22 protein-coding genes are annotated in these 24,520 nt (G+C 70.1%); 11 read left to right on the forward strand and 11 right to left on the reverse strand.

What is annotated here, in order from left to right:
- Window position 1: 1 nt before the first annotated feature.
- From ACZ7OI_RS30500 to ACZ7OI_RS30510, 3 genes are all read left to right on the forward strand, one after another.
- Window positions 2-1,057, forward strand: coding sequence for an LLM class flavin-dependent oxidoreductase (locus ACZ7OI_RS30500; protein WP_470267561.1), 1,056 nt, complete (start codon window positions 2-4; stop codon window positions 1,055-1,057).
- Between the two features lie 292 nt (window positions 1,058-1,349).
- Window positions 1,350-2,000, forward strand: a complete 651-nt coding sequence (locus ACZ7OI_RS30505; RefSeq protein ID WP_470267562.1) for a response regulator transcription factor — start codon at window positions 1,350-1,352, stop codon at window positions 1,998-2,000.
- A 51-nt stretch (window positions 2,001-2,051) separates the two neighbouring features.
- Window positions 2,052-3,095, forward strand: coding sequence for an alpha/beta fold hydrolase (locus tag ACZ7OI_RS30510; protein ID WP_470267563.1), 1,044 nt, complete (start codon window positions 2,052-2,054; stop codon window positions 3,093-3,095).
- On the opposite strand, the gene ACZ7OI_RS30515 is transcribed toward ACZ7OI_RS30510, so the two are convergent.
- On the reverse strand, window positions 3,011-3,817 hold the full coding sequence (locus ACZ7OI_RS30515; protein ID WP_470267564.1) for a class I SAM-dependent methyltransferase: 807 nt from the start codon (window positions 3,815-3,817) through the stop codon (window positions 3,011-3,013). The genes ACZ7OI_RS30510 and ACZ7OI_RS30515 overlap by 85 nt on opposite strands.
- 43 nt (window positions 3,818-3,860) lie before the next feature.
- Between ACZ7OI_RS30515 and ACZ7OI_RS30520 the strand changes: the two genes are divergently transcribed.
- Window positions 3,861-4,451, forward strand: coding sequence for a TetR/AcrR family transcriptional regulator (locus ACZ7OI_RS30520; RefSeq protein ID WP_470267565.1), 591 nt, complete (start codon window positions 3,861-3,863; stop codon window positions 4,449-4,451).
- Between the two features lie 4 nt (window positions 4,452-4,455).
- Here ACZ7OI_RS30520 and ACZ7OI_RS30525 read toward each other — a convergent pair whose 3' ends face one another.
- The 5 genes from ACZ7OI_RS30525 to ACZ7OI_RS30545 are packed head-to-tail and all read right to left on the reverse strand — an operon-like array spanning window position 4,456 to window position 10,769.
- The gene (locus ACZ7OI_RS30525) at window positions 4,456-5,904 is read right to left on the reverse strand and encodes a purine-cytosine permease family protein (protein WP_470267566.1); all 1,449 of its coding nucleotides are present in this window, start codon (window positions 5,902-5,904) and stop codon (window positions 4,456-4,458) included.
- Window positions 5,904-7,310 (reverse strand): aminobutyraldehyde dehydrogenase, encoded by a 1,407-nt coding sequence (locus tag ACZ7OI_RS30530; protein WP_470267567.1) that lies wholly within the window; start codon window positions 7,308-7,310, stop codon window positions 5,904-5,906. The genes ACZ7OI_RS30525 and ACZ7OI_RS30530 overlap by 1 nt, the downstream gene beginning before the upstream one ends.
- Entirely contained in the window at window positions 7,307-8,950 is a 1,644-nt protein-coding gene (locus ACZ7OI_RS30535) for a thiamine pyrophosphate-binding protein (RefSeq protein WP_470267568.1), read from the reverse strand. Before ACZ7OI_RS30535 ends, ACZ7OI_RS30530 begins: the two co-directional genes overlap by 4 nt.
- Entirely contained in the window at window positions 8,947-9,900 is a 954-nt protein-coding gene (gene speB, locus ACZ7OI_RS30540) for an agmatinase (RefSeq protein ID WP_470267569.1), read from the reverse strand. Before speB ends, ACZ7OI_RS30535 begins: the two co-directional genes overlap by 4 nt.
- The gene (locus ACZ7OI_RS30545) at window positions 9,897-10,769 is read right to left on the reverse strand and encodes a sodium:solute symporter family transporter (protein ID WP_470267570.1); all 873 of its coding nucleotides are present in this window, start codon (window positions 10,767-10,769) and stop codon (window positions 9,897-9,899) included. The genes speB and ACZ7OI_RS30545 overlap by 4 nt, the downstream gene beginning before the upstream one ends.
- Window positions 10,770-10,876: 107 nt before the next feature.
- Here ACZ7OI_RS30545 and ACZ7OI_RS30550 point away from each other — a divergent pair, with 107 nt between their 5' ends.
- From ACZ7OI_RS30550 to ACZ7OI_RS30570, 5 genes are read left to right on the forward strand one after another with little or no spacing between them, the layout of a single operon-like run.
- Window positions 10,877-12,361, forward strand: a complete 1,485-nt coding sequence (locus tag ACZ7OI_RS30550; RefSeq protein WP_470267571.1) for a PucR family transcriptional regulator — start codon at window positions 10,877-10,879, stop codon at window positions 12,359-12,361.
- 59 nt (window positions 12,362-12,420) lie between these two features.
- Window positions 12,421-13,092: a response regulator transcription factor gene (locus ACZ7OI_RS30555; RefSeq protein WP_344267515.1), complete on the forward strand. Its 672-nt coding sequence runs from the start codon at window positions 12,421-12,423 to the stop codon at window positions 13,090-13,092.
- Complete coding sequence (locus ACZ7OI_RS30560) at window positions 13,089-14,213, forward strand: sensor histidine kinase (protein ID WP_470267572.1); 1,125 nt, start codon at window positions 13,089-13,091, stop codon at window positions 14,211-14,213. Before ACZ7OI_RS30555 ends, ACZ7OI_RS30560 begins: the two co-directional genes overlap by 4 nt.
- Before the next feature lie 43 nt (window positions 14,214-14,256).
- The gene (locus ACZ7OI_RS30565) at window positions 14,257-14,544 is read left to right on the forward strand and encodes a type II toxin-antitoxin system Phd/YefM family antitoxin (protein WP_470267573.1); all 288 of its coding nucleotides are present in this window, start codon (window positions 14,257-14,259) and stop codon (window positions 14,542-14,544) included.
- Window positions 14,541-14,942 carry a PIN domain-containing protein gene (locus tag ACZ7OI_RS30570; protein WP_470267574.1) on the forward strand — a complete coding sequence of 134 codons (402 nt, stop codon included), beginning with the start codon at window positions 14,541-14,543 and terminating at the stop codon, window positions 14,940-14,942. Before ACZ7OI_RS30565 ends, ACZ7OI_RS30570 begins: the two co-directional genes overlap by 4 nt.
- A gap of 44 nt (window positions 14,943-14,986) precedes the next feature.
- Here ACZ7OI_RS30570 and ACZ7OI_RS30575 read toward each other — a convergent pair whose 3' ends face one another.
- The 3 genes from ACZ7OI_RS30575 to ACZ7OI_RS30585 form a co-directional block, all read right to left on the reverse strand.
- Window positions 14,987-16,600 (reverse strand): PHP domain-containing protein, encoded by a 1,614-nt coding sequence (locus ACZ7OI_RS30575; RefSeq protein ID WP_470267575.1) that lies wholly within the window; start codon window positions 16,598-16,600, stop codon window positions 14,987-14,989.
- A 143-nt stretch (window positions 16,601-16,743) separates the two neighbouring features.
- The gene (locus ACZ7OI_RS30580; RefSeq protein WP_470267576.1) at window positions 16,744-18,852 is read right to left on the reverse strand and encodes a 3-hydroxyacyl-CoA dehydrogenase NAD-binding domain-containing protein; all 2,109 of its coding nucleotides are present in this window, start codon (window positions 18,850-18,852) and stop codon (window positions 16,744-16,746) included.
- A complete protein-coding gene (locus ACZ7OI_RS30585; RefSeq protein ID WP_470267638.1) occupies window positions 18,852-20,051 on the reverse strand; it encodes a thiolase family protein in 1,200 nt (399 codons plus the stop codon). The genes ACZ7OI_RS30580 and ACZ7OI_RS30585 overlap by 1 nt, the downstream gene beginning before the upstream one ends.
- A gap of 206 nt (window positions 20,052-20,257) precedes the next feature.
- Between ACZ7OI_RS30585 and ACZ7OI_RS30590 the strand changes: the two genes are divergently transcribed.
- On the forward strand, window positions 20,258-21,319 hold the full coding sequence (locus ACZ7OI_RS30590) for a tetratricopeptide repeat protein (RefSeq protein ID WP_470267577.1): 1,062 nt from the start codon (window positions 20,258-20,260) through the stop codon (window positions 21,317-21,319).
- Window positions 21,320-21,345: 26 nt separating this feature from the next.
- Complete coding sequence (locus ACZ7OI_RS30595) at window positions 21,346-22,401, forward strand: tetratricopeptide repeat protein (protein WP_470267578.1); 1,056 nt, start codon at window positions 21,346-21,348, stop codon at window positions 22,399-22,401.
- 37 nt (window positions 22,402-22,438) lie between these two features.
- On the opposite strand, the gene ACZ7OI_RS30600 is transcribed toward ACZ7OI_RS30595, so the two are convergent.
- Window positions 22,439-23,398 (reverse strand): 3-hydroxyacyl-CoA dehydrogenase NAD-binding domain-containing protein, encoded by a 960-nt coding sequence (locus ACZ7OI_RS30600; protein ID WP_470267579.1) that lies wholly within the window; start codon window positions 23,396-23,398, stop codon window positions 22,439-22,441.
- A complete protein-coding gene (locus ACZ7OI_RS30605) occupies window positions 23,395-24,507 on the reverse strand; it encodes an NAD/NADP-dependent octopine/nopaline dehydrogenase family protein (protein WP_470267580.1) in 1,113 nt (370 codons plus the stop codon). Before ACZ7OI_RS30605 ends, ACZ7OI_RS30600 begins: the two co-directional genes overlap by 4 nt.
- Window positions 24,508-24,520: the final 13 nt, after the last annotated feature.

Consider the following 24,520-nt stretch of genomic DNA (forward strand, 5'->3'; position numbering starts at 1 on the left):
GATGCGTTTCGGCCTGTCCTTCCTGCCCGACGGCGACCCGGGGACCCAGTCGCCGGTCGACTATTACCGCGACGCGATCCGGTTGTGCGAGGCCGCGGACGAAGCGGGTCTCGACTACGTCAAGATGACCGAGCACTATCTCCGGGCCTACGGCGGCTACTGCCCGAGCCCGCTGCAATTCCTCTCGGCGGTCGCCGCGCGCACCAGCCGCATCCGGCTCATGACCGGCGGGATCATGGCGACGTTCCACCACCCGCTCCAGATCGCGGCGCACACGGCGATGCTCGACGCGCTGAGCGCGGGGCGGGCGGACATCGGGTTCGCGCGGGCCTACCTGCCGTACGAGTTCGCCGCGTTCGGGGTGCCCATGGACGGGAGCCGCGAGCGGTTCGTCGCGACCGTGCAGACGGTGCGCCGGCTGTGGACCGAAGACCGGGTGACGGTCGAAACTCCGTTTTTCGCCTTGCACGAGGCGTCGAACTTGCCGAAATGCACTCAGCGACCGCATCCGCCGGTATGGATCGCCGCGGTGCAATCGCGGCAGAGTTTCGCGTGGATTGCCGAACAGGGTTTCCGGCTCTTGGTCACCCCGGGAATCCGGGGATTCGAAACCCAGCGCGATTTCCTCGCGATCTACCGGGAATCGTTCCGGGCTTCGCCGCTCGAACCGGACGCGGCGCCGGAGATCGCGCTGAGCCTGCCCGTGTTCATCGCCCCGGACCACGAAACCTCGGTGGCCGAGGGGGATGTGCACTTGCGCCGTTACCTCGACGTCTGGGCCGCCAGCGCCCGTGCCTGGGACGGAGCCAGTTCGGCGGACTACCCGCGCTACAGCGGATTCGGCCAGGCGCTCGCGGAGGACTCGCCCGAACGGATGCGTGCGCGCGGGGCGGCGGTCGTGGGCAGCCCGGACGAGGTCGTCGACCAGATCGGCGGGCTCCGGGAACTGCTCGGCATCGACACGCTGCTGTGGCAGATCGATTGCGGAACCATGCCGGGGGACGTCGCGATGCGCACCCTCGACCTGTTCGTCGAAAAGGTCTTGCCGCAGCTTTGAGCCAGGACAGCGGCGATCCGGCCCGGCCGCCGGTTTTGCTCGAAACCGTTTCCGGCGGACAGCCCCGCTGCGGGGAGTTCGGGCGAATCCGCCGTTCGGGTGGTGCGTTCCGAAGGAGGTGGACAGCAGGTTTACCGTGTAAAGTACAGTGCACTGACCTGGGGGTGGGCCGCGTGCGGCGATTTCGCACCCGACGGACAAACGGATTGCGCCGGCATGCCTGTTTCGTGCTGGCATGCGGTGTTTTCCGCCCTGGCCCATCGCCCTAATCGCGTCCGGCTGGGGGAGAGAAATGATCAGGCGAAGAATGGCCGGGGCCGAGCTCCGGTGCGACCCGGGGCTCCGCTCGGTCGTGGTGGTCGGCGGCTGGACGGTGCTCGAGGGACGGCCGGCCGAGTTCCGCACGGGACGGGCGACCATCCACTGCTGCGGCAGCGACCGGGCCGAGTTGCACGATCTTCTCGTGCGGGCGTTCCCCGCGTGGTTCGTGCTCGGCAGCGGCCTCGACGACGAGTCGATGGTCGAGCTGCTCTACACCGCGAGGGTCCGGCTTTCCGACGTGCGCCTCGCGGTCCTCGGGCCGGACAGCGATCCGGAACGGGCGGACCGGTGGTTGCGCCGCGGGTGCGCGGTGTACCTCGCCGAAACCGCTCCGCTGAGCCGGTTCCTGCGGGCGATCGACCTCGCCGACGACGGGCTGGTGGTGGTCGACCCGCTTTCCGGCGCGTTCACCTCGTTCACCACGCCGCTGGCGACCACGCTGACCGCGCGGGAAGGGGAAGTGCTGCAGCTGGTCCGCCGGGGCCTGCGCAACCACATGATCGCCGAGCACTTGCACATCAGCGGCCGCACTGTCGAGTACCACCTCCGGAAAGTGTTCTACAAGCTCGGCGTGCGCAACCGCGTCGAGGCTGTCATCCGGGCAGGCGAGCTGGGGCTCTGAACGGCTCGTCCGGAAGTTCGCTTGCCCGGCCAAGGGGAAGAGGGGGAAACCATGAATGCCTTGCGGGTGAAACTTGCCGCACTGGCGGCGGCGACGGTCCTGCTTCAGATGCTGTCCGCTCCCGCGGCGGCGGGCGGGCCGCGGTGCACGGTCACCACGGTACCGGTGACCGTTCCCGGATCGTCGGCCGAATATCCGCTGTGGGGCCGGTACTGCCACGCCGCCGGAGTGTCGCTGGGGTTGCAGATTCTGGTTCACGGCTACACCTACGACCACAACTACTGGGATTTCCCGCATCAGCCGGAGTTCTACTCCTATGTGCGGTTCGCGGCGGCGGGCGGATTCGACACTCTCGACATCGACCGGCTCGGGGTGGGGCTGAGCGGTCATCCGCCCGCGAAGCTGCTCACCGTGCAGAGCGACGCCGCCGTTCTCCACCAGCTGGTCAGCCGCGCCAGGCTCGGCGGTTTCGGCTCCCCGCAGCGGAAGGTGTTCCTGGCGGGCCACTCCTACGGCGGCGATGTGGTCAAGGCCGAGGCGGCGACCTACGCCGACGTGGACGGCGTCATCCTGACCGACAGCCTGCACGTGGTGAACCCCGACATCTCGCAGGAATTCGCCGCGCTCGTGCAGGATCCGCGCGAGGTGCCCCGGCTCGCCGCCGAGGTGCCGCCGGACGAGCCGCTCTACTTCACGCTGACCGACGACTCGCGCCGCTTCTTCTACGACCGGCAGTTCGCCGACGCCGCGGTGATCGCCGACGACATCGCCCGCAAGGAAACCTTCGGGCTCTACGAGCTGATCACCCAGGGCACCGCGAACCAGCTCACCAAGCAGATCACTGTGCCCGTGCTGCTGGTCGTCGGCGAGCACGACCGGCTTTACTGCGGCCCCCATGCCGCCGATTGCTCCTCCGCGGCGTCCGTGCTCGCCGCGGAAGGCCCCTACTACGGGCCGAAGGCGTGCCCGCAGGCGATCGTATTGCCGCGATCCGGGCATTCGGTCAACCTTCATCGGGACGGTTTTCTCTGGTTCACGGCCGCGTCGCTCTGGGCCGCCGGGGTCGCCACCGGCGCGTTGCGCTGCGGGGCCTGAGGGCTTCTCGCGTGCACGACCCGCACCGGCGGGTACAGCAACCAGGAACGTCCACTGTGGACAACGTCCTGGGCTCCGGCGGCGCGGAGGAGGTCGGCGAAGCGGTCGGTGTCGCGGTAGTCCAGGATGACGATCCTGCCGTCCGGGGCCAGTACTCGTACTGCTTCCGCCAAAGCGAGGCCGGCGTCCCCGGCCGGCAGGTTGTGGATTGCGAGGCTGGCCACGACCAGGTCGAACGCGTGGTCTTCGAAGGGCAGCGAGCGCATGTCGCCGGTGACCGCCCGGACGCGCCCGGCGACGCCTGCCGCCTCGGCGTTGGCCAGGAGGTGCTCCGAGGTGTTTCCGCTTTGGTCCTGCGTGCGCCACAGGTCGATGCCGACCGCGCATCCCCGGGGCACGCGCCGCGCCGCTTCGATCAGCACGGCGCCTCGGCCCGGGCCCAATTCCAGGATTCGCTCGTCCCCGCTCGGGTGCAGTTCGTCCAGCAGCCGAGCCCATTTCCGGCGTTTTCCGCGGATGCTGCCGTATCCGCTCCAGAACAGCATTCCCCAGCACGAGGCCGCGTAGGCGCTCAGGAGCCAGTACGCCACGGTGCCGGGTTGATTCCCGGCCCAGCCGCGGATCGCGCTCGCGAGCGGGCGGACCGCCGCCGTGGCGACCAGGCACAGCGCTCCGAACGCGAGCATCACCTTCGGGGCGTCAACCCCGTACCGTGCGCGCATTTTTACAGCGTAAAACAGTGATCTTATGTTGTAAAGTAGTCGCGTGGAACACGTGATCGACCGGGCGGGCATCCTTGCCGCGGCGTTGCGCGTCGTCGATCGGGAGGGGCTCGGCGCGCTGACGATGCGGCGGCTCGGGCGTGAGCTGGGCGTCGAGGGAATGGCGCTTTACCACTATTTCGCCAGCAAGGCCGAACTTCTCGACGCGCTGGTCGAGAGCTTTTACCGGGCGCCGCCCGAGCCGACCGGCGACTGGCGCGAGGACCTGCTCGCGTTGAGCCACCTGCTGCGCGACGAGGTCCGTGCGCATCCGGCGATGCTGCCCGAACTGTTGTCGAGGCCGGTGCGCGCGGAGAATGCCGACCGGGCAAGGGAAGCGCAGTACGCCGCGCTGGCGGCCGCGGGTTTGCGCGGCGTTGAACTCCTCGACGCCCACCGCACCTGGGGCAGCTACCTGTTCGGCTATCTGGTCTTCGAACAGCAGTCGATTTCCCGGTCCGAGGACGAGTGGCGGCCGGCTGCGGACGCGCGCTTCCCCTTGACCGAAGCACTCGCCGCAGACCAGGCCGCCCGGGATTGGGACGAACAATTCACCGTCGGTCTCCGAATGCTGTTCGACGGCTTCGCCCCGTGACGAATCACGCCTCGGCAGCCACCGCTTCCGCAGCGACAGCCGAAGAAGGACCGAAGACCTCCCGCGGTTCCGGGAACGCCTTCACCAGCACCGGATACGCCACCGCCGCCGTGCACAGCGTCACCACCAGGCTGATGTCCACCCCGCCCGCGATCCCGGCCAGCGGTCCGGTGATCATCGGCGTGTTCGCGCACAGCAGGCCCAGTGCGGTCGCCGGGATCCAGGCCGCCATCGCGCGCCAGTTCACGCCCCGGTGGAACCAGTACCGGCCGCCGGTGCGGCCTTCGTTGAACACTTGCAGGTCGGCCGGGTCGTAATAGCCGCGGCGTTGCACGTAGCCGATCATCATGATCACCATCCACGGCGACGTGCACAGCACGATCAGTGTCGCGAACGCGTTGATGCTGGACACCATGTCGAGCACGAAGTTGCCGACGAAGATGAACAGCACGCTCAGCGTCCCGATCAGCAGCGTTGCCCGCACCCTGGACAGGCGCGGGAAGATCGAGCTGAAGTCCAGTCCGGTGCCGTACAACGCGGTGGTGCCGGTGGACAATCCGCCGATCAGGGCGACCATGATCAGCGGGATCGCGTACCAGAGCGGGGAAATCGCGGTCAGGCCGGTGACGTAGTCGGCCGGGTCGGCGACCAGGGTCGCGGTCGCGATGCCGAAGCCGAACGGCAGCAGCGTCGCCAGTTGCGCGAGGAACGGCGCGGCCAGCAGCGAACGGCGCGAGTGGGTCGCGGGGATGTAGCGCGACCAGTCGCCGAGGAACGCGCCGAACGAGATCGGGTTCGCCATCACGGTCAGCACGGCCAGGATCCACGTCGGCCAGAAGGCGCCGAGGGCGAAGTTGCCGCTGCCGGTGAACGACGGGTCGAACGAGCCGCCGTAGGCGAAAATCCCGACCAGCATGATGAGCGTGCCGAGGGTGACGGCGACGCGGTTGACCAGCAGCATGAAGCGGTAGCCGTAAATGCACACGACGAGGACGGCGATCGCGATCACGCCGTAGGCGATCGCGCGCAGGACGGGGCCGCCGTCGATGCCGAAAAGCCGTTGTGCCGCACCGGCTACCGCGTCGCCGCTCACCCACACCGAGATCGCGAAGAAAGTGATCGCGGTGAGCAGCGACAGGAACGAACCGACGCATCGGCCGACCACGCCGAAGTGCGCGCCGGACGAAACCGCGTTGTTGGTGCGGGTGATCGGGCCGAACAGAGCCATCGGGGACAGCACGAGCGCGCCGAGCACCACACCTGCGACAGTCGCCGCGAGCGCGGCCCAGAAGCTCAGCCCGTACGCGATCGGCAGCGTGCCGAGGATGATCGTGGCGAACGTGTTGGCCCCGCCGAACGCGAGCCGGAACAGGTCGCGCGGCCGGGACGTCTGTTCGGCGGGCGGGATCGGCGCGATGCCGTGCTGTTCGACCTCGGTGACTTTGTCGCTCATTACTCGAACCTCGTCATCACGTGCTTGACGCGGGTGTACTCGGCGAACGAATACGCCGAGAGGTCCTTGCCGTGCCCGGAGTGGCCGAACCCGCCGTGCGGCATCTCGGCGGTCAGCGGGCCGTGCGTATTCACCCACACACAGCCGAAATCGAGATCGCGTGACACCCGGGCGACGCGGGCGACGTCGTTCGTCCACACCGAAGAAGCCAGGCCGTACGGGACACCGTTAGCCAGCTTCAGCGCTTCCGTCTCGTCGGCGAACGACTGGACGGTGATCACCGGAGCGAAGACTTCTTCCTGGACCAGTTCGTCGTCCTGGCGGAGACCGGACACGACGGTCGGCGCGAGCTGGAAGCCCGGCCCGGTCGCGGTGCCGCCGGTTTCGACGCGGGCGTGCGACGGCAGCCGTTCCAGCAGCCCGAGCACGCGGTCGAGCTGGGCGCGGCTGTTGAGCGGGCCGTAGTCGACGTCCGGGCGACGGGTGGCGGCGGTTTTCGTCAGTGCCGCCACGAATTCGTCGTGGACGCTCTGGTGTACCAGCACTCGGCTGCCCGCGGTGCAGTCCTGGCCGGCGTTGTAGAACGCGGCGTCGGCGATCCGCTCGGCGGTGTCGGCGAGGTCGGTGTCCGGGAAGACCAGCAGGGGAGCGTTGCCGCCCAGTTCCAGGTGGGTGCGCTTGAGGTCGGCCGCGGCGACGGTGGCCACGTCGATGCCGGCGCGCGTCGAGCCGGTGATGGACACCAGGTCGGTGTTCGGGTGCCGGACCAGCGCGCGGCCGGTTTCGCGGTCGCCGCACAGGACGTTGAACACGCCCGGCGGCAGGAATTCCGCCGCGATTTCGGCCAGCAGCACGGCGGTGGACGGCGTGGTTTCCGCGGGCTTGAGCACCACGGTGTTGCCCGCGGCGAGCGCCGGGCCGATCTTCCACACGGCCATCATCAGAGGGTAGTTCCACGGCGCGATCTGCGCGCACACGCCGATCGGCTCGCGGCGGATCACCGAAGTGTGCCCGGCCAGGTATTCGCCCGCGCCAGTTCCTTCGAGCTGCCGCGCCGCACCGGCGAAGAATCGCAGCGTGCTCACGCACTCCGGGATTTCCTCGTCCAGCACGACCGAGCGGACCTTGCCGGTTTCGCGGACCTCGGCGTCGGCGAATTCCTCCGCGCGGGCTTCCAGCGCGTCGGCGATCTTGAGCAGGGCTTCCTGGCGCTGCGCGGGAGTGCTGCGCCGCCACGACTGGAACGCCCGCGCCGCCGATTCCATCGCGAGGTCGATTTCGTTCCGTCCGGAAAGGACACTCGTGCCGAAGACCTTGCCGGTGGCCGGGTCGGTCAGCTCGAGGGTCGCCTCGGTGTCGCGCATGTCGACCAAAGCGCCGCCGACGAAGTTGCGGATGTGGGTCACGAATGCTCCAAGTGGGTCGGGGCGAACATCTTCAGCAGCGCGGGAAGAACGACGACGGACGGGCCGGGGGTGCGCAGCGCGTCGGCGAGGTCGGCGCGGACAGTGTCCACAGTGGTCTTCCGGGCGGGGATGCCGAACGACTCGGCCAGCGCGACGAAATCCGGTCGCGGCAGTTCGGTCGCGGTGGTCTGGCCGAACGCGCCGGTGAGATATTCGCGCAGGATGCCGTAGCCGCCGTCGTCGACGATCAGCCAGGTCACGTCGAGCTGGTGCTGCACGGCGGTGGCCAGCTCGGCGAGGCCGTACATCGCGCCGCCGTCGCCGGACACCGCCAGCGACCGCACGCCTGCCGCAGCGGCGCCGAGTGCGCCGGGCAAGCCGTAGCCGAGGCCTCCCGCACCTTGCGCGGTGTGGATCGGCGCGCCGTCCGGATTCCACACCGACCACGCCCAGTAAGCCGCGATTGTCATGTCCCAGAAGGTTTGCGTGCCGTCGGGGAGCGCGGCGCGGATGTCGTCGAGCAGCTTCCGCTCCGCGGTGAGCGGCTGACTGTCCAACCTGGACTCCACGCGCGCGAGCAGATCCTTCACCGCTGCCTCGGCACGACCGTCCGCGGAACGCGGGGTGAGCTGGTCCAGCAGCGCGCGGAGGGTGTGCCGGACGTCGGCGTGCAGGCCGAGCGCGGGGTAGTTCGACTCCAGCTTCCCGAGATCCGCTTCCACCTGCACGACCTGCCCGCGCGGCGCGAACTCGCGGTAGTTGCTGGACAGCTCGCCCAGCCCGGAGCCGAGCACCAGCAGAACGTCGGCGGCGGAGAGGAATTCCGTGGTGTGCCAGTCCTCCATCCACGATTGCGCGGACAGCTCGTGGTCCCAGGCGAAAACGCCCTTGCCGCCGAACGTCGACACCACCGGCGCTCGCAGGGTTTCGGCGAGCTGGCGCAGTTCGTCGTGCGCCCCCGAACGCAGTGCGCCGCCACCGGCGAGAATCACCGGATTCTTCGCTGCGTCAAGGAGTTTCGCGGCTTCGGCCACCAGTTCCGGCAGCGGTTCGAGCGGTGCGACAGCCGCGGTCACGGTGGTCAGCTGCGGCAGGTTCGTCTCGGCAAGCAGCACGTCCTGCGGGATTTCCACCCACACCGGCCCGTACGGCGCGGTCGCGGCGGATTCCCACGCCTCGCGCAGCGCGGTCGGGATCTGGCTGATCGACCGGACCACGTGCACCGACTTGACGACATCGCGGAAGCTGGCCTGCTGGTCCGGCAATTCGTGCAGGTAACCGTGCCGTCCGCCGCCGAGCCCGGCGACCGGGATCTGGCTGGAGATACCGAGAACCGGCACCGAGGCCGCGCGCGATTCCTGCAGCGACGCCAGCGTGAGCAGCGCGCCGGGGCCGGTCGACACGATCATCGGCGTGACCGGCACCGGGCCGTGCGGATCGGCGGCGAGCCGGGCGCGCGCGTGACCGTCCGCGGCGAAGGCGAGATTGTTCTCCACCCGCGAGCTGACGACGCGCAGGTCGTCGGCCCGGCGCAGCGCCTCGAACAGGCCGAGCGCGTGCTGTCCGGGCAGGCCGAACACGGTGTCCGCACCGAGCGCCCGCAGCGTCTCTACGACAACGTCGCCGCCGATCCGGGTCATGCGTCGCGTCCCAGCGCCAGCAGGCTGACCAGGTCGTAGGCGACGTGCGAAGCGGCGACAGCGGTGATCTCGGCGTGGTCGTAGGCCGGGGCCAGTTCCACGACGTCCGCGCCGACCAGGTTGAGCCCGCGCAGTCCGCGCAGGATCTCCAGCAGTTCGCGGCTGGTCATGCCGCCCGCCTCCGGAGTGCCGGTGCCGGGGGCGTGCGCGGGGTCGAGCACGTCGATGTCGACGGACACGTACAGCGGACGGTCGCCGATGCGCTGCCGAAGCGCGTCCACGGTCTCGTCGATGCCGCGGCGCAGTACGTCGCCGGAGGTGACGATGCCGAAGCCGAGGCGACGGTCCTCTTCGAGGTCGCGCTTGCCGTACAGCGGGCCGCGCGTCCCCACGTGCGACACGGCGCTGGTGTCGAGGATGCCTTCTTCGACCGCGCGACGGAACGGCGTGCCGTGCGTGTACGGCTCGCCGAAGTAGGTGTCCCAGGTGTCGAGGTGGGCGTCGAAGTGAAGCAGCGCAACGGGACCGTGCTTCTTCGAGGCCGCGCGCAGCAGCGGGAGCGCGATGGTGTGGTCACCGCCGACGGTCACCAGCTTCGTCTCGCCCGCAGTAAGCGCTTCGGCTTCCTGCTGCAGCTTCTCGATCGCTTCGCCGATGTGGAACGGGTTGACCGCGATGTCGCCAGCGTCGACGACCTGCTTCTCCGCGAACGGCGAAACGTCCAGGCCCGGGTGGTACGGCCGCAGCAGCCGGCTCGCCTCGCGCAGCGCCGAAGGACCGAACCGCGCGCCGGGGCGGTAGGACACGCCGGAGTCGAACGGCACGCCGACCACGGCTACGTCGGCGCTCGGCACTTCGTCGATCCGCGGCAGCCGCGCGAAGGTCGCGAAGCCGGCGAAACGCGGGATCTGCGACGAGTCGAGCGGGCCGACCGGACGCTGTTCACTCACTGGGTCAACTCCTGTCGGGTTTCGGATGCGCTGAGATCTTCAGCGGCTTCGGAACCGTGAAGACGTTGTGTCCACACAGAAAGAATGCTGTCCGGCGTACGCGGTGTCGCGAGGCTGACGCCGATGTACACGACAAGGCTGACGCCGAGACCCCAATAGATCGGACTGTTGGCCGCAACTCCGTCGATGATCATGAAAGCGATGACGGACACCGTGCCGGCCACCATCGACGCGTACGCGCCTTCGCGAGTACCGCGCTTCCAGAACAGCGCGCCGATGATCGTGACGAGCAGGCCGCCGACGAGGATGTCGTACGCGATGGTGAGCGCGTTGACGACGTCGTCCACGAGCATTGCGATTCCGATGGCCACGATGCCCAGCACAAGCACCACGATCGACCCGCCGATCGCGATCCCGGCCCAGCTCGGGATCGAGAACAGCACCTTGAAGATCGACGCGAACGCCAGCGTCGAGGTGACCGTGAGCATCAGCGTGTAGCCCCACATCACCACGCCGGACACCGCGCTCGCGCGGCCGCCGTAGCGCAGGTCGAGCATCTCGCCGACGGTGTAGACGCGCAGTTTCACCAGCCGCCGCGCGAACACCGCGTGCAGCACGAGGATCCCGACGCCGATCGTGATCACCAGCCACGCGCCGGAGATGCCGTAGGTGTAGCCGAGCTTCACGCCGCCGACGGTCGACGCGCCGCCGAGCACGACGGCCGACATCGTGCCGGAGTACATGAACCAGCCGAGCCGCCGTCCGGCGACCAGATAGTCGGATTTGGTCTTGGCCAGCCGGAGGCCGATCCAGCCGACCCCGATCATGCCCGCGATGTACAGCGCGATCACCGCATAGTCGCCGCCCACGGGTCCTCCTTGAAACGGGGTGGGGTTCTTGCGGGACACCGTAGAGTCGGGCGACCCCGCGGCGGCATGGGACGATGTATCCAGGACTTCGCGGAAGATTGGCTGAAATGACCCACCACGACGTGCTGTTGCCCGCGGAGGTGACAGTTCCACTACGCACCGTCGCGGGCAACCCGGAGCTGGCGCTCGACGTCGTGCCCGAAACGCTGCGCCCGGGCGCGCTGGACCGGCCGGTGCGGTGGGCGCACGTGAGCGAACTGGCCGACCCCGCGCCGTACCTGGTGGGCGCCGAACTCGTGCTGACCGCGGGCGTGAACCTGCCGAAGGATGCCGACCGCTACGTCCGGGGGCTGCGCGACGCGGGCGTCACCGCGCTCGGCTTCGGCCTCACCCCGACGGTCTCGGAAACCCTGCCGTCCTCGCTGCGCGATGCCTGCGCGGAGCACGGCCTGCCGCTGCTGGTGGTTCCGCCCGCGACGCCGTTCCTGGCGATCAACCGCGCTGTCGCAGTCGCGCTGGCCGAAGCTGGGCGGCACGAAGAACGACGGCTGGCGGAAGGCCGAGAGGCTTTGACGCGAGCCGCGGGCGGCGGCCTGGGGGAGTTGGTCGCCGCGCTTGCCGGACGGTTGCGTGGGTGGGTCGCGATGGTCGGTGCCGGAGACGTGCTGGCGGCGGGCTACGACGCACCGCAGCCCTTGCCGTCGCCGGTGAAGGAACTGCTCGCGACCCTGCGTGCCCGCTCCGGAATCCGCATCGCCTCCACCGAATTGCCTGAGGGCATTCACGTTGTCGCGCAGCCGGTGTACCCGCAGGCGACGGCCGCGCACCTGGTCGTGGTCGGCCGGGCGCAGCGGTTCGACAGCGGGGACCGGGCGATCCTGGCCGTCGGCGCGGCGCTGCTGGGACTCGTCGGCCGCGCCGGGTCGGACAGCGCGGAACTCGGCGCCGCGGCCACCGCGTTGCTGCTCGGCGGCCCCGGCGCGGCGGCACTCGCCGGAGTCGTCGGCAGCGATCACGCCCGGCTCGTCGCCGGAATCGCCCACCGACGCGGTCCGGACGCCCTGGCTCGACGCCCGGACTGGCTGCGCGCACGGCTCGACACCCCGCTGGTCCAGGTCCTGCCCGGCCCGCGGTTCTATGCCATCACCGGCGAGCTCGGCGATCTGGACGGCCTCCTCGAACACGGCTGGCTGGCGGTAGCGAGTCCTCCGCACCCGGCCGCGGACCTCCCTGCTGCCGTCGCGGAAACCGAACTGCTGCTCGCCCGCGCCCGCGCGCTGGCCCGCCCGCTGGCCGCCAGCGCCGATCCGCTCGGTTTCGACGAGCTGATCCCGCCCGCCGCGGCAGGAGCGTTCGCCGAGCGTCTGCTGGCCCCGCTGCGCGAACTGGACCGGGCACACGGCCGCGAGCTGGTGCCGACCCTGCGGACCTGGCTGGCGAACCACGGCAGCTGGGACCGCACCGCGACCGAACTCGGCGTGCACCGCAACAGCGTGCGGCACCGGATCGGGCAGGTGGAACGAGCGCTGGGGGCGGAACTGGCTGATCCGGAAACGCGGATGCGACTGTGGTTCGCGCTGCGGTGGGGGTGAGCGCGAGTGTCCATTCAGGTCTCTCAGGTGCTCTCAGGAAACTATGGGATTGTGGTCTGGTGCGAGTTCTGGTAGTCGAAGACGAAGAGCCGTTGGCCGACGCGATCGCCCGCGGGCTGCGGCGGGAGGGCATGGCCGTCGACATCGCGCTCACGGGCGACGACGGGCACGAGAAGTCGTCCGTCACGCGGTACGACGTGGTGCTGCTCGACCGCGACCTGCCCGGGATGTCCGGCGACGACCTGTGCCGCGAGATCGTGACGTCCGGCGAGCTGACGCGGGTGCTGATGCTGACCGCGAGCAGTTCGGTGTCCGACCGGGTGGACGGGCTGTCGCTGGGCGCGGACGACTATCTCGCCAAGCCGTTCGCCTTCCCGGAGCTGGTCGCGCGCGTGCGGGCGCTGGGCCGCCGCGCGACGCCCGCCGCGCCGCCGCTGCTCACCGCGGGCGACGTCGAGCTGGACCCGGCGAAGCGCACCGTCCGGCGGGCGAGCGGGCCGGTCGAGCTGACCCGCAAGGAGTTCGGCGTGCTCGAGGTGCTGCTGTCGGCGGCCGGATCCGTGGTCAGCAGCGAGGAACTGCTGGAACGAGTGTGGGACGAGAACGCCGACCCGTTCACCACGACCGTCCGGGTCACCGTGATGACCTTGCGCAAGAAGCTCGGCGAGCCGGGCATCATCGAGACCGTGGTCGGCTCGGGCTACCGGGTGTCGGTCGCCGGTTCCGAGTGAAGCTTCCCGGCGCCCGCAGCCTGCGGGTGCGCGTCACCGTCTTGGCGACCGTCCTGGTCGCCGCGGCGGGGCTGTTGCTGCTGTGGCTGGCTTGGACGCTCGTCGGCGATGCGGTCGACGCCGTGCCGCACATGCCGCCGGGCACCATCGTCCGGGTCGACGGCATCGACGTGGACGCGTCCACGCTCGCGCAGCATCTGCGCACGCACGCCGTCACCCGGGTGCTGATCTTCGGCTCGCTGGCGTTCTGCTTCGTGGTGGCCGCGGCGGCGATTCTGGCCTGGACGTTCACCTCCCGCGTGCTGCGTCCGCTGCGCGAGATCACCGGGACCGCGCAACGGCTGTCGATCGAGTCGATGGGGGAGCGCATCGGCGAGATCCGCTCGCGCGACGAGCTCGCCGAGCTGGCCCGGACTTTCGACGCCATGCTCGACCGCTTGCAGGACGCGTTCGACTCGCAGCGCCATTTCGTGGCCAACGCGAGCCATGAATTGCGCACGCCGCTGTCGGTGATCCGCACGGAACTGGACGTCACGCTGTCCGACGAACACGCCGACGAGGCCGAGTTCCGCCGGATGGCCGGGGTGGTCCTGGACGCGACGAACCGGGCGGGGCAGCTGGTGAATTCGTTGCTGCTGCTGGCCCGGACGGACGGAGCCGGTCTCGTGACGCGGGAACTGGTGGACCTGACGGCGCTCGTGGAACGGGCCTGGTCCGCGGTCCGGGGCGAAGCCGAACAACGGGGCCTGCGCGCGGATTTCGCGATGCAGCCGTCCCCGGCGATCGGGGATTCGGCTCTGCTGGAACGGATCGCGGGAAACCTGGTCGAGAACGCGGTGCGGCACAACGTCGACGGCGGCTGGATCGAGGTGACGACCGAGCCGGGCGCGCAGTGGTCGATCCTGCGGGTGCGCTCGTCGGGCGGCCTGCTGGACCCGGCGGCGGTGCCGGAGCTGTTCCAGCCGTTCCGCCGCGCGGGCGTGGCCCGGACGGCGCGTTCGGGAGCCGGCCTGGGGCTGTCGATCGTGCGCGCGGCGGTGCAGGCGCACGGCGGGACGGTGTCCGCGGAGCCGGTGGTCGGGGGCGGGCTGGCGGTGACGGTGCGGTTGCCTGCGGTGTAGCACAACTGTAGCACTTTCGCGCAAAAGTGCTACAGTGGTGTCTATGGGGCACGCAATCGGCCAGCGAGAGCTGCGCAACGACAACGCGGAGATCATGCGACGCGTGGCGGCGGGCGAGTCGTTCGTGGTGACCCGCAACGGGAAGCCGGTAGCCGATCTGGTGCCGCACCGTGCCCCGGAGGAGCCGCGGCAAGCCCGGACGCTCGGCGAGATCCAGGAAGCTTTCCGCGGGCTGCCGCCGATGGACAGCGCCGAATGGCGTCGCGAGCGGGAAGCCGATGACGCCGTCTTCGGGCCGGACCGCCTCGGCGAGCCCGGCGAAGACCGGTGACCGCTCCGTCCCGGGTACTGCTCGACACCTCGGTGGTCATCGATCTCGAACGGCTCGACCTGGGCCCGTACGCGTCCGCGGTGCCCGCGGTCAGTTCGGTGACCATCGCGGAGCTGGCCTACGGCCTCGCCGCCGACGATCCCGTCCGGCTCGCGGAGCGGGTCGAGCGCTACCGCCGCGTGCTCGACCAGTTCGCAGTGCTGCCGTTCGGCGTCGACGAGGCCAAGATGTACGGCACGGGCGCGGCGCTGGTCCGGCGGTTCGGGCGGGATCCGCGACCCCGCCGGACGGACCTGCAGATCGCGGCGACGGCGGCGGCGCAGCAGATTCCGCTGCTGACCAGGAACCTGAAGGACTTCGTGGGACTGGACCGGCTGCTCACCGTCGTCGAGATCTGAAGCCGGCAGGCGCGGATCGGTCCGCGCCTGCCGTCGAACTGTCCTCAGTAGACGTCCACGAACGTCGGATTCCCGTACAGCCACAGGTCTTCGTACGGATTCGCCTGCCCGATCACGTCCATCGCCGGCTCGATCCCGCCGGCGACGTGCCGCTTCCCGTCCGTCCCGCGCACCCGGACGTAGAACGGCTCCCGCACGTTGCGGAACGTGTGCTTGAACATGACCCGCCGTCCCGCATATCCGCGCGAAGGCGTGAACGACTCCACGACCCGCGTACCCGGCGCAGTCATCGCGTCGCGATCCGCCGCCGGGCCGGTGACCGGGCCCGAGATCAGGTCCAGCCGACCCAGCCGAGGCACCGAACCCGACCCGTTCGGCCGGTACGCAGTCACCGCGGAAACGACGACCGTCACGGTCGAGCCACGGCGCACGCGCAGCCGTCCGCCGAACGTCGCGCAGTCCCCGCCGCCGAGCACGCCGACTTCCAGCTGCTGCACCAAACCGCCGTGAGACAGCCAAATCCGGCCCGCGCGCAGACCCTCCAGCACGCCCTCGAAGCCCGGCCGACGCACGCCGACCACGGTGCGGCTGAACTCGCCGGGGTAGAAATCCGCGTACGGCGCGGACAATTGCGGCACCCCGCTGTCGACCGGGTCCGGGTACTTGCCGTTCTGCTCGTACCAGCCGTCCGGCACCGACGGCCGCACCAGCTGGTCGCCCCGGTTGTAATGCGAGTCGGAGTTCGTGGTGATCCACCACGGTTTTCCTTCGGCCAGCAAGGAATCCCACAGCCCGCCGACCTTGGCGGTGGTCCAGTCCCAGCCGCCGAACGTCCGGTACGCCTCGGCCGGGAAGCCGGGCCACGAGTCGCCGCCGGGGCTGTTGCCGTAGCCGCCTCGCGCGCCGCCATTGCCTTGCGGCTTCGGGAATCCGTCGGCCTGCGCGCCGGGCGCGCCTTCCATGCCGATCACGATGCCCGGCGCGGTGTCGCGGTAGTTGCGCAGTTCGTGCGGCGACACCCGGCCGTTGCGCAGCGGATGGTTGATCAGCACGACCGGCGCGTGGATCCGGCGTGTGCGTTCCTGCTCGGCCAGCCACCGCAAACCCTTGAGCGCCAACGCTTCGTGCTCCGGGCTGGAGGATTCGGACCCGGTCAGCCGCCAGTCGAAACTCCGCTCGAACTCGCGCAGCACGCTCGCCTGGTCGCGCCCGGCCTGGAAGAACAGCGTGGCGTGCTCCGCGCCCGGCACGTTCCACTCCATGCCTTGCCACAGCAGCAGATCCGGATGCCTCCGCTGCGCGGCGAGCACGTCGCGGCTGGTCGGCTCCACGGACGACTTCTCGTGCGTCGCGTGCCCGTGGTCGGTGAAGACGATCCACTTCGCGCCGTGCTCGCGCGCGCCGGCCGCGATCCGGTCGATGGTGTACATCGCGTCGTAGGAGTACTGGCTGTGCGTGTGGTGATCGCCGACGACCCACTGGTAGCGGCGGCCGAACAGCCAGTCGAGATCAATCCCGAGGTCGAGCCCCAGATCGAGGTCCATGGCGTCGGCCTGGCCCGAGGCCAGCACCGGGGCCCCGGCCGCGACGGCGCCGACGAGCCCCGCCCGCTTGAAGAAGCCGCGACGGCCGACGCCGCCCGGGTCCGTGGTGTTCATCCTGCTCCTGACCTGCTCCGAAGATTCGGCAGGACGCTATGGGGCAGTAGTGAACGGCTGGTGCCTGGAAGGTCACGAAGCGCTCGATGTGTCCGGGTTCACGGCGGAGCCGCCCCGTGGAACAGGGCGGCTCCGCCAAGGCTTTACGCCGGAACCGAAGCGACGCCCTGGGAGAGGAACGGCTTGCCGTTGACCCGCTCCGAGACGCCCGCCCGGTCGAGGTACGGCGTGATGCCGCCCAGCCAGAACGGCCAGCCCGCGCCGAGGATCAGGCACAGGTCGATGTCCTGGGCCTCCGCGACCACGCCCTCGTCGAGCATGATCCGGACCTCCTCCGCGATCGCGTTCAGCGCGCGGTCGCGGACCTGCTCGGCGGTGGACGGCTGGTCGCCCTGCGTCCACAGCGCGGCGACCTCCGGGTCGACCGACGGCGTGCCCGTCGCGTCCCAGGTCCACACGCCCTTCTTGCCCGCCTTCACGAACTTGTCCAGGTTCTCGCTCACGGTGAAGCGGTCCGGGAACGAGCCGTGCAGCGTCTCGCCGACGTGCAGCGCGATCGCCGGGCCGACGAGCTGCATCAGGTTCAGCGGCGACATCGGCAGCCCGAGCGGCTCCAGCGCGGAGTCGGCCACGTCGAACGGCGTGCCCTCGTCCACGGCCACCAGCACCTCGCCGAGGAAGCGCAGCAGCAGCCGGTTCACGACGAACGCCGTCGCGTCCTTCACCAGCACGCTCGACTTCTTCAGCTGCTTGCCGACCGAGAACGCGGTCGCCAGCGCCGCGTCGTCGGTCTTCTCGCCGCGCACGATCTCCAGCAGCGGCAGCACGGCCACCGGGTTGAAGAAGTGGAAGCCGACCACGCGCTCCGGGTGCTGCAGCTTCGAGGCCATCGCGGTGATCGACAGCGACGAGGTGTTCGTGGCCAGGATCGTCTCGGGGGAGACGTGCTGCTCCAGCTCGGCGAACACCTGCTGCTTCACGCCCAGCTCTTCGAAAACGGCCTCGATCACGAAGTCCGCGTCGGAGAACGCGGCCTTGTCGAGCGAGCCGGTCACCAAAGCCTTCAGCCGGTTCGCGCCGTCCGGCGACACGCGCTTCTTGGCCAGCAGCTTGTCGATCTCCTCGTGGACATAGCCCACGCCCTTGTCGACGCGCGCCTGGTCGACGTCGGTGAGCACCACCGGCACCTTGAGGCGGCGCACGAACAGCAGCGCCAGCTGGCTGGCCATCAGGCCCGCACCGACGATGCCGACCTTGTTCACCTTGCGCGCCAACGACTTGTCCGGCGCGCCGGCCGGTCGCTTCGCCCGCTTGTTGACCAGGTTGAACGAGTACAGCCCGGCGCGCAGGACGTCCGACATCAGCAGCTCGGCGAGCCCGTCGGTCTCCGCCGCGTAACCGCGGTCGAGATCGTTCTCCCGCGCCAGCTCCAGCAGCTCGACAGCCTTGGTCGCGCCCGGCGAAGCACCGTGCGTGCGACCGTCCACGACGGACTTGGCGCGCGCGACGGCCGCGTCCCACTCCGCGCCGCGGTCGATTTCCCGGCGGGCGGGGGTGATTTCGCCGTTGACGACCTTCGCCAGCCACAGCAGCGACTGCTCCAGGTAGTCCGCGGAACCGAAGACCTCGTCGACGATGCCGAGTTCGGCGGCCTTGCGCACGTTCAGCATCTTGTTCTGCGCCAGCGCGTTCTCGATGATCACGGTGACGGCGGCGTCCGGGCCGATCAGGTTCGGCAGCAGTTGCGTGCCGCCCCAGCCCGGGAACAGGCCGAGGAACACCTCGGGGAACGCGATCGCCGCGGTGTTCTCCGACAGCGTCCGGTAGTGGCACGACAGCGCGAGTTCGAGCCCGCCGCCCATCACCGCGCCGTTGACGAACCCGAACGTCGGGATCTTCGATTCGGTGAGCCGGCGGAACACGTCGTGCCCGGTCTGCGCGATCTCGCGCGCCAGCTTCGGGTCCGACACAGCCTCGACGCCGGAAAGGTCCGCGCCGACCGCGAAAATGAACGGCTTGCCGGTGACCGCGATCGCGGCGGGCTCGGCGGCGAACGCCTTGTCCAGCGCGGTGTTCAGCGCGACGAGACCCTGCGGGCCGAAGGTGTTCGGCCGCGTGTGGTCGTGGCCGTTGTCCAAAGTGATCAGCGCGACCGGCTTGTCCAGCCCGGGAACCTTGACCAGGTTGGTGACCGCGTCGGTCACGACCTCGTCCGGGAACGCGGCCTTCGCCTCTTCAGCGGTGAAAGTCATTACTTCGCCCCCTCAGAGCCGTTGTAGGCCGGGTTTTCCCAGATCACGGTGCCGCCCATGCCGATGCCGATGCACATCGTGGTGAGGCCGTAGCGCACGTCCGGACGCTCGGCGAACTGACGCGACAGCTGCGTCATCAGCCGCACGCCGGACGAGGCCAGCGGGTGGCCGCACGCGATCGCGCCGCCCCACTGGTTGACCCGCGGGTCGTCGTCGGCGATGCCGAAGTGGTCGAGGAACGCGAGCACCTGCACCGCGAACGCCTCGTTGATCTCGAACAGGCCGATGTCCTCAATGGACAGACCGGTGCGCTGGAACAGCTTCTCGGTGGCCGGCACCGGGCCGATGCCCATGACCTCCGGCTCGACGCCCGCGAACGAGTAGCCGACCAGCCGCATCCCGATCGGAAGGCCCAGCTCGCGCGCGGTGTCCTCGTCGGCGAGGATCGCCGCGGTGGCGCCGTCGTTGAGACCGGCCGCGTTGCCCGCGGTGATCCGGCCGTGCGGGCGGAACGGCGTCTTCAGCTTCGCCAGCTGCTCGACGGTCGTGCCCGGGCGCGGCGGCTCGTCCTCGGTCGCGAGACCCCAGCCGAGTTCCTTCGACTTCGTCGCCACCGGAACCAGCTCGGGACCGATCTTGCCGGTCTTCACGGCCTCGGCGTAGCGCTCCTGGCTGCGCGCGGCGAACGCGTCCGTGCGCTCCTTGGTGATCTCCGGGAAGCGGTCGTGCAGGTTCTCCGCGGTCTGGCCCATCACGAGAGCGGTCGGGTCGACCAGCTTGTCCGCGACGATCCGCGGGTTCGGGTCGACGCCCTCGCCCATCGGGTGGCGGCCCATGTGCTCGACGCCGCCGGCGATGGCGATGTCGTACGCGCCGAAGCCGATGCCGCTCGCGGTGGTGGTGACGGCGGTCATCGCGCCCGCGCACATCCGGTCGATCGCGAAGCCCGGCACGGATTTCGGCAGCCCGGCGAGCAGCGCGGCGGTGCGGCCGATGGTCAGGCCCTGGTCGCCGATCTGCGTCGTCGCGGCGATCGCCACCTCGTCCACGCGCTCGGGCGGCAGCTCCGGATGCCGCCGCAGCAGCTCGCGGATGGCGTTGACGACGAGGTCGTCCGCCCGGGTCCCGGCGTACATGCCCTTGTCGCCCGCCTTGCCGAAGGGCGTGCGTACCCCTTCGACGAAGACGACATTGCGCACCCCTCGCGCGGTGGGCGCGAGCGGCGGCGTTGCTGGTGCGGCCACGAATGCTCCTGAAGTAGAGAGTGTTCCTGTCCCGCACCCTAGCCCTTGTTACCCGTGGGTAACCAGGGGAGTGGCCCGGTCGAGTGGGGGACGGCACACTCCCGGGGTCTTGTGGCATGCGGCACACTGGCGGGAACGCACCAACCGGACGGGGGACGGCAATGGGGCTTTTCCGGGCGAACCCGGCGACCGAAATCGCTAAGCTGCGCAGAAAACTGGCGAAAGCCGCGGATCCGGATCTCCCGGAGAATCTCGCGGTGCGGCACCGGATCGGCGTGCTGCTGGTGGAAACCGGCGACTGGCCCGCGGCGGAGGAGCATTACACCGAACTCGCCGACGCCCAGGTACGCGTCGAGGGCGAACAGCACCCGGGCACGCTGGGCGCGTGGCTGAACCTGGCCATGGCGAAAGCCGCGCTGGGCCAGACCGAGGACGCGGTGCACCTCATGGAGTCCACAGTGGACATCTACGAGGCAGTCGGTCCTGACGACCCGGCCACGATGCAGGCGCAGTTGCTGTTGGCGGAGATGTATTCGGTGTCCGGGGAGTACGACGAGGCGCTGGCTGTGCTGACCCGGCACCTGAACGCGTGCGTGGCCAAGTTCGGGGAGTACCACGAGCTGACGATCGCGGGCGCGCGCCGGAAGGTGAGCGTGCTGCGGACGCTGGGCCGCTACGACGAGGCAGCCGGTCTGAACTCCGGCCTGTCCCGCAAGCCGCGAGACGACCTCGAACGCGACCAGGCCGCCGCGGTCGGCCTGCTGATCCGAGCGGAACGCGGCGAGGCGAAGATCGTCAAGCACAAGGCAAGGGAACTCGCCGAGCAGTACCGCACGCCGGAGTTCGTGGAGGTGCTCGCGGCAGTGCTGTTGCGGGCTGGGGAGCCCGCGGAAGCGGCGGAGCTGTACCGCGCCGTGCTGGCCGCACAACCGGCGGCGCAACAGTGGGGCCCGGCCGGGGAATTGGCCCGCGCGTACCTGGAAAGCGGCCAGCTCGACGCGGCGGAGACGCTGGCCGGAGAAATCGCGGCGGCTGATGGCTTGCCGGACGGACACCCGCTGAAGCTCGGCGCCCGGGCGACGTTGGCGCGGGTGGCCCGGGAACGCGGCCGGGACGCGGAGGCGGATCGGGAGCTGACTGCCGTTGCGGCGGGGTTGACGGAGGCGTTTGGTCCGAAGCATCCGGATGTCGTCGAAGTTTCCGGGTGGTTGAAGAAGGACTGATCCGCCGGGGCGGGCAGACTGTCCAGGTGGGACTCTTCCGCACGAAGCCAGAGCCGGTCGACGAGATCGCCGCATTGCAGGCCGCCCTCGCGAAGGCGCGCAACCCGAAGAGCGTGCCGAACCTGCGTCGGCGGCTTCGGCTGGGTCAGTTGCTGCTCAAGAACGAGGACTGGGCGGCAGGGGAGCGGCACTACACGGATCTCGTGCCCGCGTTGACGGACGAATTCGGTCCCCGCGAGCCGAACACCCTTGCGGCATGGGCGAATCTGGCGTATTGCCAGACGGCGCAAGGCCGTCCGGCGGAGGCGATCCCGCTGCTGGAACGCACCGCGGAGGCGTTCGAGGAAACCTGGGGCGCGCGCCAGCCAGGGACGTTCAAGACCCAGTTGCTCCTCGCGGAAGCCTATGGCGTGGCAGCGCAGTACGAAGACGCGCTGGCGGTGCTGGACGCGCACGTCGACTACTGCGCCGCCGAACTCGGCCCGGCGCACGCCCTGACGAGAGCCGGACGACGTCGGAAGGTCGTCATGCTGCGCGCGCTGGCCCGCTACGAGACGGCCGAACAACTGCTGTCGGCCGAGGACGCGCTCTGCGAGACCGACGAGCAACGAGACGCGCTCCTCTTGGTGGTGCGAGCCGAAATCGGAGATCCGGAGGCGGCGATCGCTCCGATGCGCGAACTGTTCGAGAAGCGTCCAGAGCGGGGGGAGTCCCTGGCACTCGTTCTCCTCTTGGCAGGGCAAGCGCCCGAGGCAGCCGACCTGCTCCGCCAGGCACTGGGCGAAGCGCGGGGCCGAGGCGCGCTGATCATCCGCACCGCGCTCGCGCGAGCCTGCGTGGAGAGCGGAAACCTGGACGAAGCCGAGCAAGCGGCGCGGGCGGTGCTGGCCGCTGGTGCCTGGCCAGCGGGACATCCGATGGTGCTCGGCCTCCGCGCGACGCTGGCCCGAGCCGCCGCCCGACGAGGCGACCGAACAGGCGCGGCGGCGGAGCTGGAATCCGTGGTGGCCGGGCTCAAAGCAGTCCTCGGCGCAGCCCATCCGCGCGTCGCCCAGGCAACCGGCTGGCTTGCGGAGTGCTGACGGCCGCGGGCCTGAACCCGCAGCCGCCAACCGGAAGTCACTCCTGTGGACGCTCCGGAACCGGCGTCCCGTCCCGCAAATGCGGTTCCCGCAGCCGGAAGATCTCCTCGAACTCCCGCATCCGCGCCGCCCGGTACTCCGGCACCCCGGCCGCGTCGAAGCGGTAGAACCCGGCCCCGTCCTGGAGACCTCGCCGCCGGCCGGTCATGTTCTCCTCGACGATCGCGGGCGCCTGGAACCGCTCGCCGAGTTCGCCGGTCAGGTAGCGCGAGGCGTAGTACAGGATGTCGCCGCCGCCCCAGTCGATGAACTCCAGCGGGCCCAGCACCGAGAACCGCGGCCCGAGACCGGCGCGCACCGCGAGGTCGATCTCGGCGGCTCCGGCCACCCCTTCCTCGACCATCCGCGCGGCCTCGTTCATCAGCAGCGCCTGCAGCCGAGGCACGATGTACCCGGCGGCGGGCCCGCACACCACCGGCACCTTGCCGATTTCGCGCAGGAGCTCCACGAGCCGCTCGACCGCGGCCGGATCGGTGTCGTCGCTCCGGCTGACCTCGACCAGCGGCATCAGCTCGGCCGGGTTGAGCCAGTGCGCGTTGACGACCCGCTCCGGCCGACCGGCGAGTTCCGCGATCTGCGTGACCAGGAAGGTCGACGTCGTCGAGGCCAGCACCGCCGACTCCGGCACCTGCGAGCCGAGCCAGCCGAACACCTCGCGCTTGACGTCCATGACCTCCGGCACGGCCTCGAACACCACGGTCGCGTCGGCGAGTTCCTTCGCCGAACGGTCGCCCAGCGTCAGGCTTTCCAGCGCGTCGGCGTGGCCGAACATCGCGCGCAGCCGGTCGGCGAGACGCTTGCGGACCTCGTCGCGCCGGAGCTGGCGTTCTTCCTCGGTGCGGTCCTTGACGTCCGCGAGCAGGACCGGATGTCCCGCCGCGAGGAAGGCCAGCGCGATGCCCTCGCCCATCCGCCCGGCGCCGACGATGGCGATCACGACTGGACTCCGTCCTGCAGCAGCGTGGTCAGCCCGGCGCGGTCGAGCTCCGCCAGGCCGAGGTTCTCGAACGTCCGTCCCTCGGCGTAGAAATCGCGGCCGGTGATCGCGGAACCCAGAGCCAGCAGGCCTTCCGCGACCGGCGTCGGCACCCCGGCCCACCGGCCCGCGGACACCAGGAGCGACAGCCCGAGCCGGGTGTCTTCCACCATGTAGCGGTGCGTGTGGAGGTCGATCTTCTCGCGCCAGTCGCCGCTGTCGGTCAGCCTTTCGTGCGCCGAGCGGCCGTACATCCATTCCTCGCCGTCGGCTGCGTAGTGATCGGCCAGCGGGAAGTGCGGCGCGCTGTAGCCGAATGCTTCGCGCAGCGCGACGCGCTCGGCGTCGAGCGCGTCGGTGACGCTGCGGATCGACGGCTGCGTGCCCTCGTTGTGGATGTCCCAGGCGGCGAAATGCTCCAGCGGACCGGCGTTCATCGTGATCAGCGGCGGGTGGATGATCGGGCCCGCGTTCATCAGCGCTCCGCTGAGCCCGTCGCCCGCGTCCTCGACGCTCGGGTACGCCTCGCGCAGCGTCGTGAACGCGCTTTCCGCCAGCCGCAGCGGGAAAACCCCGGTCGGCAGCCGGGTCGCGTACCCGCTGATCACCACTTCCGCGTCCCCGTGCCGGCGGGCGAGATACGGCAGCGTCCCGGCTTCGGCGAACGCGATCTCCGAACTCCCGCCCGCCGCGGCGACGGCCTTGGCGAACACCATCGAGCCGAACGTGCCCGGCGGCAGGAAGACCACCTGGCCCTCGGTCAGCAGCGGCGCGAGCCGGGGAGCCAGGTCGTCGTGCGTGGTCGACGGCAGCGGGATCACGATCAGAGCCGCGCCCCGCACCGCTTCGGCGAGGTCCGCCACCGGGTTGATCTCCCCGGCTCCGTCGCCCACCGGCACCGAACGGGAGCCCCGGTAATCACGGACGCTCACCGCCCCGGTCGCGCGCAACGCTTCCAGCGCCTCGGCGTTCCGCCGCCACCAGCGCACTTCGTGGCCGTGCTCGGCGAGTTCCGCCACCGTGGCCCAGGAACCGTGCCCGCCCCCGAGAACCGCGATCTTCACTGTCATGTGCTCCTGTCTA

The organism is Amycolatopsis sp. NPDC114503 (assembly GCF_055633655.1).

Bases quoted from the DNA above. Each gene is read 5' to 3' on its own strand.
- ACZ7OI_RS30505 (WP_470267562.1), top strand. From the start codon at position 1,350: ATGATCAGGCGAAGAATGGCCGGGGCCGAGCTCCGGTGCGACCCGGGG.
- ACZ7OI_RS30550 (WP_470267571.1), top strand. From the start codon at position 10,877: ATGACCCACCACGACGTGCTGTTGCCCGCGGAGGTGACAGTTCCACTA.
- ACZ7OI_RS30535 (WP_470267568.1), bottom strand. From the start codon at position 8,950: ATGACCCGGATCGGCGGCGACGTTGTCGTAGAGACGCTGCGGGCGCTC.
- ACZ7OI_RS30525 (WP_470267566.1), bottom strand. From the start codon at position 5,904: ATGAGCGACAAAGTCACCGAGGTCGAACAGCACGGCATCGCGCCGATC.
- ACZ7OI_RS30565 (WP_470267573.1), top strand. From the start codon at position 14,257: ATGGGGCACGCAATCGGCCAGCGAGAGCTGCGCAACGACAACGCGGAG.
- ACZ7OI_RS30605 (WP_470267580.1), bottom strand. From the start codon at position 24,507: ATGACAGTGAAGATCGCGGTTCTCGGGGGCGGGCACGGTTCCTGGGCC.
- ACZ7OI_RS30510 (WP_470267563.1), top strand. From the start codon at position 2,052: ATGAATGCCTTGCGGGTGAAACTTGCCGCACTGGCGGCGGCGACGGTC.
- ACZ7OI_RS30500 (WP_470267561.1), top strand. From the start codon at position 2: ATGCGTTTCGGCCTGTCCTTCCTGCCCGACGGCGACCCGGGGACCCAG.
- ACZ7OI_RS30515 (WP_470267564.1), bottom strand. From the start codon at position 3,817: ATGCGCGCACGGTACGGGGTTGACGCCCCGAAGGTGATGCTCGCGTTC.
- ACZ7OI_RS30575 (WP_470267575.1), bottom strand. From the start codon at position 16,600: ATGAACACCACGGACCCGGGCGGCGTCGGCCGTCGCGGCTTCTTCAAG.
- ACZ7OI_RS30580 (WP_470267576.1), bottom strand. From the start codon at position 18,852: ATGACTTTCACCGCTGAAGAGGCGAAGGCCGCGTTCCCGGACGAGGTC.
- ACZ7OI_RS30590 (WP_470267577.1), top strand. From the start codon at position 20,258: ATGGGGCTTTTCCGGGCGAACCCGGCGACCGAAATCGCTAAGCTGCGC.